This is a genomic window from Leisingera sp. S232 (assembly GCF_049800895.1).
GTDB lineage: Bacteria > Pseudomonadota > Alphaproteobacteria > Rhodobacterales > Rhodobacteraceae > Leisingera.
On sequence record NZ_JBNAFX010000006.1, the window covers coordinates 140,165 to 147,413 of the forward strand.

Here is a 7,249-nt window from a genome sequence, read left to right on the forward strand (position 1 = left end):
GTCCAGAAGCCATTCCAGACAAAACCCGGACAGAGCACCGGAGGGGGCAAAGACCTGCTGCCATATCTGGCGCATCTCATCTGCTTCCGGATCTCTGTTCAGGCGGCCGCGCAGGCGGTTGTCTCCGTTCGGCATGGGGCGATCTCGATTGAATAACATGACACCGGCTCGCCTGAAGCGAGTCAGGCTGGCTGGGATGCTGTATACCTGAATTAATTGCTCAGGTATGTCAATCCGAGTTTTTTAGTCGGAATTGTATTTTTATGATCTGACAACATGATGCGCCGAAAAAGAAAAGACCGCCCGGTGGGCGGTCTTGGAGAATTCTGCTGTACTGAACTTAGCTTCGGGTGCCGGAAAAACGCTCTTGCCATTCTTCGCGCTGCTCGTCGGTGATCTTGGCAAACAGGACGTCAGGAACCGTGAAGGCATGACCTGCAGGCAGGGACGATAGCGCCGCTGCAACGTCTTCGGGCCAGCTGCGGTCGTCTGAATTCAGCGCTGCCATCAGCTTGTCCGTGGCCTGCGGGATGAAGGGGGCAGACAGCACCGCATAGAGGCGGATCAGGTTCAGGCCCAGACGCACCTGTGCGGCGGCGCGCTCGGGGTCCTGCTTAAACACCGACCAGGGGGCGGCGGACTGCAGATATTCATTGCCGGCGACCCAGATCGCCCGCAGCTCCTGCGCCGATTTGCGGACCTCCATCGCCTCCATATGGCCCTCATAGGCGCGGATGCGGGTGGTAAGCTCGGCAATCAGCGCCTGCTCCTGCGCGTCGTATTCACCAGCCGAGGGGACTTCCTCGCCGAATTTGGAGCGGCAGAACTTGGTGATGCGGCTGACAAAGTTGCCCAGCACATCCGCCAGATCCTTGTTCACCGACTGCTGGAAGTTCTCCCAGGTGAATTCGGAATCGCTGCTCTCCGGCGCATGGCTGAGGAGCCACCAGCGCCAGTAGTCGGCGGGCAGGATTTCCAGCGCCTGGTCCATGAAAACGCCGCGCCCTTGTGAGGTGGAGAACTGGCCACCATCATAGTTCAGGTAGTTGAAGCTCTTCAGGTGGTCGACCATCTTCCACGGCTCGCCAGAGCCCAGAATGGTGGCCGGGAAAGACAGGGTGTGGAAGGGCACGTTGTCCTTGCCCATGAACTGGACGTATTTGACGTCTTCGGCACCTTTGTCGGTGCGCCACCAGCGCTGCCAGTCAGCATCCGTTTTGCCGTTGGCGTCAGCCCATTCGCGCGAGGCGGCGATATATTCGATTGGCGCGTCGAACCAGACATAGAAGACCTTGCCTTCCATGCCGGGCCAGTCCTCGCCGCCCTTCTTGACCGGCACGCCCCAGTCCAGGTCGCGGGTGATGCCGCGGTCCTGCAGCCCGTCGCCGTCATGCAGCCACTTTTTGGCAATCGAGGTGGTCAGGATGGGCCAGTCTTTCTTGCCGTCGATCCAGGCATCCAGCTGGTCCTTCAGCTGCGACTGGCACAGATACAGGTGCTTGGTCTCACGCACTTCCAGGTCGGTGGAGCCGGAGACGGCAGAGCGCGGATTGACCAGGTCGGTCGGATCCAGCTGCTTGGTGCATTCCTCGCACTGGTCGCCGCGGGCTTTTTCGTAGCCGCAGTTGGGGCAGGTGCCCTCAATATAGCGGTCCGGCAGAAAACGGCCGTCGGCGTTGGAATAGACCTGTTTCTCGGTCACTTCACGGATCAGTCCGGCCTCGGCCAGCTTGCCCGCAAAATGCTGGGTCAACGCGTGGTTCTGCGGGCTGGAAGACCGGCCGAAATGGTCGAACGACAGGGCAAAGCCCTTGGCGATTTCCGCCTGTGTTTCATGCATCGCAGCGCAGTATTCGGCCACTGGTTTGTCAGCCTTGGCAGCTGCCAGTTCAGCGGGGGTACCGTGCTCGTCAGTGGCGCAGAGGAACATCACCTCATTGCCGCGTCCGCGTTGGAACCGGGCGTATAAATCGGCGGGCAGCTGTGAGCCCACCAGATTGCCCAGATGCTTGATGCCGTTGATATAGGGGATTGCCGAGGTGATCAGAATGCGTGCCATGCCATCCATCCAGGTAATGCGTCAAAGGCCCGTCTAACCCATGGCGGGGCCGGCGGGAACCCCGCCGGTGTGATTCCCATGAATTATGGAAGCAGGCCTGCTTTTTCGCGCCGGAAACTGTTGACGAGTGAGCCATGCGGTGAACCGGGCCTATGCGTCGTATTTAATGATGCCGGCGCTGAAGCCGACAGAGCGCTGTCGCACAAGGCGCCGGTGGTTTCGGGCTACATGGTCGGTGGGGCTGGTATGATCGGCCGGTCCGGCCGGTCGGTGGGGGTGCTGGAGACCTTGCGAGGGCTGCGTTTCAAACTGCGGCGGTTTTTTGCCCCGGTCGGGGCCCAAAGGCAGGCGTGATGGCTGGCTACTGTTTTTGGCGTGACCGTTTCAGCAGGCGGCCGATGGTGAAGGATGTGCGCGGTGCATAGACATAGCCGGTGCGCTCTTCCGGGGTGGCGCGGACTTTCATCCGGCTGAGGCCAAAGACGATCAACAACACATGGCCGCAGGCGACATAGGCAAACAGCGCTGCAGGGCCATAGGCCTCAATCAGGGCCGAGGAGACATAGGGCGAGGCGATGGCGCCAAGCGCGTACCAGAACATCAGCGCCGCCGACAGTTCGACCCTCTCAGCCGAGGTGGCAAAGTCGTTGGCATGCGCGGCGGAGACTGAGAAGATCGGGAAGGTGGTGAAGCCGAAGAAGCCGGCGGCCAGCATCACGCCCAGGGTGCCGGTGCTGCTTGCAACCATGGTGATGCCGCAGCTGAGGATCGCGATGCCGGACAGCCAGATCAGCACCCAGCGGCGATCGTATTTATCGGCCAGCCATCCCATCGGGTATTGCGCCAGTGCGCCGCCCGCCACAAAGGCGGCCAGGAAGAAGGCAATCTGGTCCACGGCCAGGCCGACCTCTTGTCCGTAAACCGGGCCGACCATGCGGAAGGAAGCCGAGCTGAGCGCGGCAACGATCACGCCTGCCACAGCCAACGGCGAGCAGCGCCAGGCCAGCTTGGGGCGCAGCCGTGGCGCGTCGGGGGTATCCGGCTGGCTGGCTTTGGTCAGGGTCAGCGGCAGCAGTGCCGCACAGCACAGAACGGCCAGCAGGTTGTAAGAGACATAGACGGCAGGCGGCAGTACCGCGATGATCAGCTGCGCTGCCAGCGAAGCGCCCATATCAACAATCCGGTAGGTGCCCATGGCACGGCCGCGGTTTTCATTGGTGACCTTGGCGTTGAGCCAGGCTTCGATCACTGTATATGCGCCTGCCACACAAAGGCCCGAGGCAATCCGCATCGCCGCCCAGGCGTAGGGGTTTTCAGTCAGGGTGTGACCCAGCAGGCCCATGGCGCCAAGCGCCGTGCAGACCGCGAAGGCGCGGGAATGGCCGACATTGCCCATCAACCGCGGCGCCCACCAGCAGCCGATGAAGAAACCGGCGAAATGCCCCGTGCCCAGAAGGCCGATCTGCGTCGTTGTGAAGTTCAGAACCGAGCCGGAAATGGCATCCAGCGGGCCGACGCCTCCGGAGGATAGCTGCAGCAGGATGACGGAAAGAAACAGGGCGGCAAAGGAAATGATCAGGCGCATAACAATGCGACCATGACAGGCTTTGCAGGCTTTGCCAGCCGTTTTCCGTCAAAGCCGTGTCGCATTTTTACGTAGGGGTTGTTTTGGGGGTCCGATTCAGGGCACCAGCACTGATGCTCAGTTGTTGCGCAGAATGCGGGCCTTGATCGAAAGGCTGACGTGATCGGCAACCAGGCTTGCATATCCGCTGGCGCCATAGGCGGCGCGGCTGAGCTGGCCGTGCAGATGCACGTCCAGTGCGCTGAGATCATCCGTCGCAGCGCCCGGGCGGCGGTAGAGCGCGGCCTGCAGGACAAGCGGGCGGGTGGTGCCGCGCAGGGTAAGGTCGCCCGCGATCTGCGCGCCGCCGGAAAGCCTCCCGTCCGGCCCCGGTCGAACCTGGGTGGAGCGGAAGCGGATCTGCGGGAAGCGGGCGGTGTTGAGCACGGCAGGGCTTTTCAGTGCTTCGGTGGCAAAGATCAGCCCGGTGCGGGCGCGCTGTGCGTCCAGAGTGATATCCGCCTGGCTGCGGGCCAGGTTTTGCAGGTCGATGCGGATGCGGGCTGCAGAAACCGGAACCCGGCCCTGCTGCGGCTGGCCGCTTAGCAGGAAGGTGAAGCGCACGTCCGTGGCTTCGGAAACCAGGCGGTAGGGCAGCGGGGCGGCCAGCAGCTGTTGTGGAGACAGTATGGCGGCGGCGAGAGTGGCCAGAAACGGGCGGCGTGTCATCCGGGGGCTGGCCATAGGGTTGATCTTTCTGTGTTTGCAAGGGCGCTGGTCTGAGGAGCGGGGTGTCCGGCGGCAGGCAGAGCCTAGCAGGTTTCCTGCCACGGGTCGCTCACGTTTGCGCGCCTGCGTGTGAGGCCACGGGAGCACTCCCGCCAGCCGTCGGCTTTTGATAAAAGCCTTTGCCTGTTGGGCCCGGCACCGGGCTGTGCCCGGTGCCGGGCCCAAAGCCGCTAAGGCCGTGCGGGCATTGCCAGCGGGGCCTGCGGCTGCGGGAGCGCCCCGGAAGCGGAGGGCCCGCTGGCTGCGGCAGAAGCGGGTCCGGCGGCTGGCACGGCCCGCAGCGGAGCGTCTGCCGCGTCCTGGCTGATCTGCCAGCTGCGGGGCGGCAGGGTGCGGGCGCGCAGGCGCTGCAGACGCCAGCAGCCCGGCAGAAACGAAGGCGCCCGCATGCGCGCTGCGCTGCCGCCGGACGGAGCCTCATGGACGGGGAGGTGATGGGCCGGGGCCAGATGCCAGCGGCTTTCGATGCCTTGGGCCCCGCCCTGGCCAGAGGTCAGCAGCAGGCCCAGCGGCGCCGGGCCGAAACGTCCGCCCCTCTCTGCCGCCAGATGCAGCCGCCGCACCGGGGTCATGGCAGGAGGGTCGGCCATGTCTGCCACCACCAGCGCCGCCGCACCGCTGCGCAGGGCTTCTTCCATCGCCCAGAGCAGATCCTCTGTCCGGGTGGTTTGCACAAACAGGAACCGGGAAGGGCTGGCACAGCCCGCTATCCCGTCGGCGGCCGGCGGCGTGCCGATCTGGAGGGAAGACAGCCACAGGACGGGTCCCGGGGCAATTGCTGCCAGCCACAGTGCAAAACGAAGGCGGGCAGGGCCGCAGGCTTCATGCACGCGCCCCAGTTCCAGCCCGATCCCCTGTGTCAGGGACAGCACCGGGCGGGGTTTGCGGCTGTGGCGGGAGAGCAGGTGAGTCGGCATGCTGGCAAAATAGCATGTTCCTATTTTGTTCTCAATTATTCCTGCAGCTCTCCGAGCCGTTGCGCGGGCAGTCTGCACTGCCCGCCGCCAAGTTCAGCTCTCGCGCGGGATCACTGGGCCGCCCTGCTCTGCCCATCCGCTAAAGCCGCCCTCGAGATGCATCACAGGGGTCAGCCCCATCTCCATCGCGGCTTTGGCGCCCAGTGCGGAACGCCAGGCGCTGGCACAGTAAAACACATAAGTCTTGTCCTGATTGAACACCGGCTTGTGGTAAGGGCTGTCCGGGTCGATCCAGAACTCCAGCATCCCGCGCGGGCAGGAAAACGCGCCAGGGATCATGCCGCTGCGCTGCAGTTCGCGGATGTCGCGCAGGTCGATGAAAACATAGTTCTCATCCAGCACTTTCTGTTTGGCGTCCTCGACACTCATGGTCTCGACAAGGCTGTTTGCCTCCGCCAGCAGCGCCTTGACGCCCTTGGTGATGGTTTGCGGCATTGGGTCTCCTTTCCTGAATTGGCCGCAGGCTGGCGGGTTTGCGGCGCGGGTGCAAGCGGCTTGCACTTGCGGCCCTGCCAGTTAGGGTCGCGGGCAGATCCGCATAAGGGGAGAGCGCAAGATGAAAATGAATCCGTTGGGCCGCACCGGCATGATGGTGTCCGAATTGTGCCTGGGCACGATGACCTTCGGCACTCAGACCAGCGAAGCAGAGGCCCATGCGCAGATTGATACAGCGCTGGAAGCAGGGGTGAATTTTGTCGACACGGCCGAGATGTATCCGGTCAACCCGGTCAGCGCCGAGACCCTGGGCAACAGCGAGCGGATCGTCGGCAGCTGGAACGCAAAGAGCGGGCGGCGCGGGGATTACATCCTGGCGACCAAGCATTCCGGCGCAGGTATGAAACATGTGCGCGACGGGGCGCCGATCTCGTCAAAGACCATCGCGCCCACCATCGAGGCCTCGCTGAGGCGGCTGAAGACGGATTACATCGACCTTTACCAGTTCCACTGGCCAAACCGTGGCAGCTACATGTTTCGGCAGAACTGGAGCTATGACCCCTCCGGCCAGAACCGAGAAGAGACGCTGGCCAATATGGAGGATTGCCTGGAGGCGCTGCAGCGCGAAGTGGAGCGCGGCACCATCCGGGCTTTTGGCCTGTCGAACGAAAGCGCCTGGGGCACAGCGCAATGGCTGCGGATCGCGGAGGACCGGGGCTGGCCGCGGGTGGCGTCGATCCAGAACGAATATTCACTGGTCTGCCGGATGTATGACACCGATCTGGCAGAGCTGAGCGTCAATGAGGATGTGGGTCTGCTGGCGTTTTCGCCGCTGGGAACCGGTCTTTTGACCGGGAAATACCAGGAAGGGGCGGTTCCGGAAGGGTCGCGCAAAGCCATCAACCCGGAGCTGGGCGGGCGCCACAGTCCGCGGGTCTATGATGCGGTGGCGGCCTATCTGGAGATAGCGGGGCGGCACGGGCTGGACCCGGTGCATATGGCGCTGGCCTGGTGCCGGATACGGCCCTTCATGGCCTCGGCAATTTTCGGTGCCACCCATCTGCCGCAGCTGGAGCATTTGCTGAAATCGGTGGAGCTGGAATTGAGCCCGGAGGTGCTGGAGGAGATCAACGCGGCCCACCGGGCACATCCGATGCCCTATTGACCCCTACGGCGGAGGCGCTCCCGCCCGGCCTGCGGGCATTGACATGCCCTGGCCCGGTTGGGCCAGGCGCTGCTGGCGCAGCGCAGAGAAGAGTTTGCTGAGAGGCGCTTCAGGGGCAAGCTTGCCCTGAAGCGGCGTTGTTGCACAAAGGCCGTAGAGGATTCACTTTGCGAATCCCGTAGGTTAGATCGGCGGCATGCCGAAGCCTGCCTCTTCCCGCTATCGAACAACGAACTGGTCCAACTATAACGCATCACTTC

Annotated in this window: 6 protein-coding genes; 1 reads left to right on the forward strand and 5 read right to left on the reverse strand. The window is 63.4% G+C overall.

Translation table 11 applies throughout. The annotated features are described in order from the left end of the window. Positions 1-340: 340 nt before the first annotated feature. The 5 genes from metG to ACP151_RS07010 all read right to left on the reverse strand — a co-directional run bounded on the left by metG (position 341) and on the right by ACP151_RS07010 (position 5,824). Positions 341-2,059, reverse strand: coding sequence for a methionine--tRNA ligase (gene metG, locus ACP151_RS06990; protein ID WP_424978152.1), 1,719 nt, complete (start codon positions 2,057-2,059; stop codon positions 341-343). A gap of 361 nt (positions 2,060-2,420) precedes the next feature. Then, positions 2,421-3,644, reverse strand: coding sequence for an MFS transporter (locus tag ACP151_RS06995; RefSeq protein WP_424978153.1), 1,224 nt, complete (start codon positions 3,642-3,644; stop codon positions 2,421-2,423). Positions 3,645-3,761: 117 nt separating this feature from the next. Next, a complete protein-coding gene (locus ACP151_RS07000) occupies positions 3,762-4,367 on the reverse strand; it encodes a YceI family protein (protein WP_424978154.1) in 606 nt (201 codons plus the stop codon). A gap of 215 nt (positions 4,368-4,582) precedes the next feature. Further along, positions 4,583-5,329, reverse strand: a complete 747-nt coding sequence (locus tag ACP151_RS07005) for an ImuA family protein (protein WP_424978155.1) — start codon at positions 5,327-5,329, stop codon at positions 4,583-4,585. 93 nt (positions 5,330-5,422) lie between these two features. Continuing rightward, positions 5,423-5,824 carry a rhodanese-like domain-containing protein gene (locus ACP151_RS07010; protein ID WP_424978156.1) on the reverse strand — a complete coding sequence of 134 codons (402 nt, stop codon included), beginning with the start codon at positions 5,822-5,824 and terminating at the stop codon, positions 5,423-5,425. Positions 5,825-5,945: 121 nt separating this feature from the next. Between ACP151_RS07010 and ACP151_RS07015 the strand changes: the two genes are divergently transcribed. Further along, positions 5,946-6,989, forward strand: a complete 1,044-nt coding sequence (locus ACP151_RS07015; RefSeq protein ID WP_424978157.1) for an aldo/keto reductase — start codon at positions 5,946-5,948, stop codon at positions 6,987-6,989. The last annotated feature ends 260 nt before the right edge of the window (positions 6,990-7,249 follow it).

Coding starts and splice junctions, on each gene's coding strand:
- ACP151_RS07000 (WP_424978154.1), bottom strand. CDS start 4,367: ATGGCCAGCCCCCGGATGACACGCCGCCCGTTTCTGGCCACTCTCGCC.
- ACP151_RS06995 (WP_424978153.1), bottom strand. CDS start 3,644: ATGCGCCTGATCATTTCCTTTGCCGCCCTGTTTCTTTCCGTCATCCTG.
- ACP151_RS07010 (WP_424978156.1), bottom strand. CDS start 5,824: ATGCCGCAAACCATCACCAAGGGCGTCAAGGCGCTGCTGGCGGAGGCA.
- ACP151_RS07005 (WP_424978155.1), bottom strand. CDS start 5,329: ATGCCGACTCACCTGCTCTCCCGCCACAGCCGCAAACCCCGCCCGGTG.
- metG (WP_424978152.1), bottom strand. CDS start 2,059: ATGGCACGCATTCTGATCACCTCGGCAATCCCCTATATCAACGGCATC.
- ACP151_RS07015 (WP_424978157.1), top strand. CDS start 5,946: ATGAAAATGAATCCGTTGGGCCGCACCGGCATGATGGTGTCCGAATTG.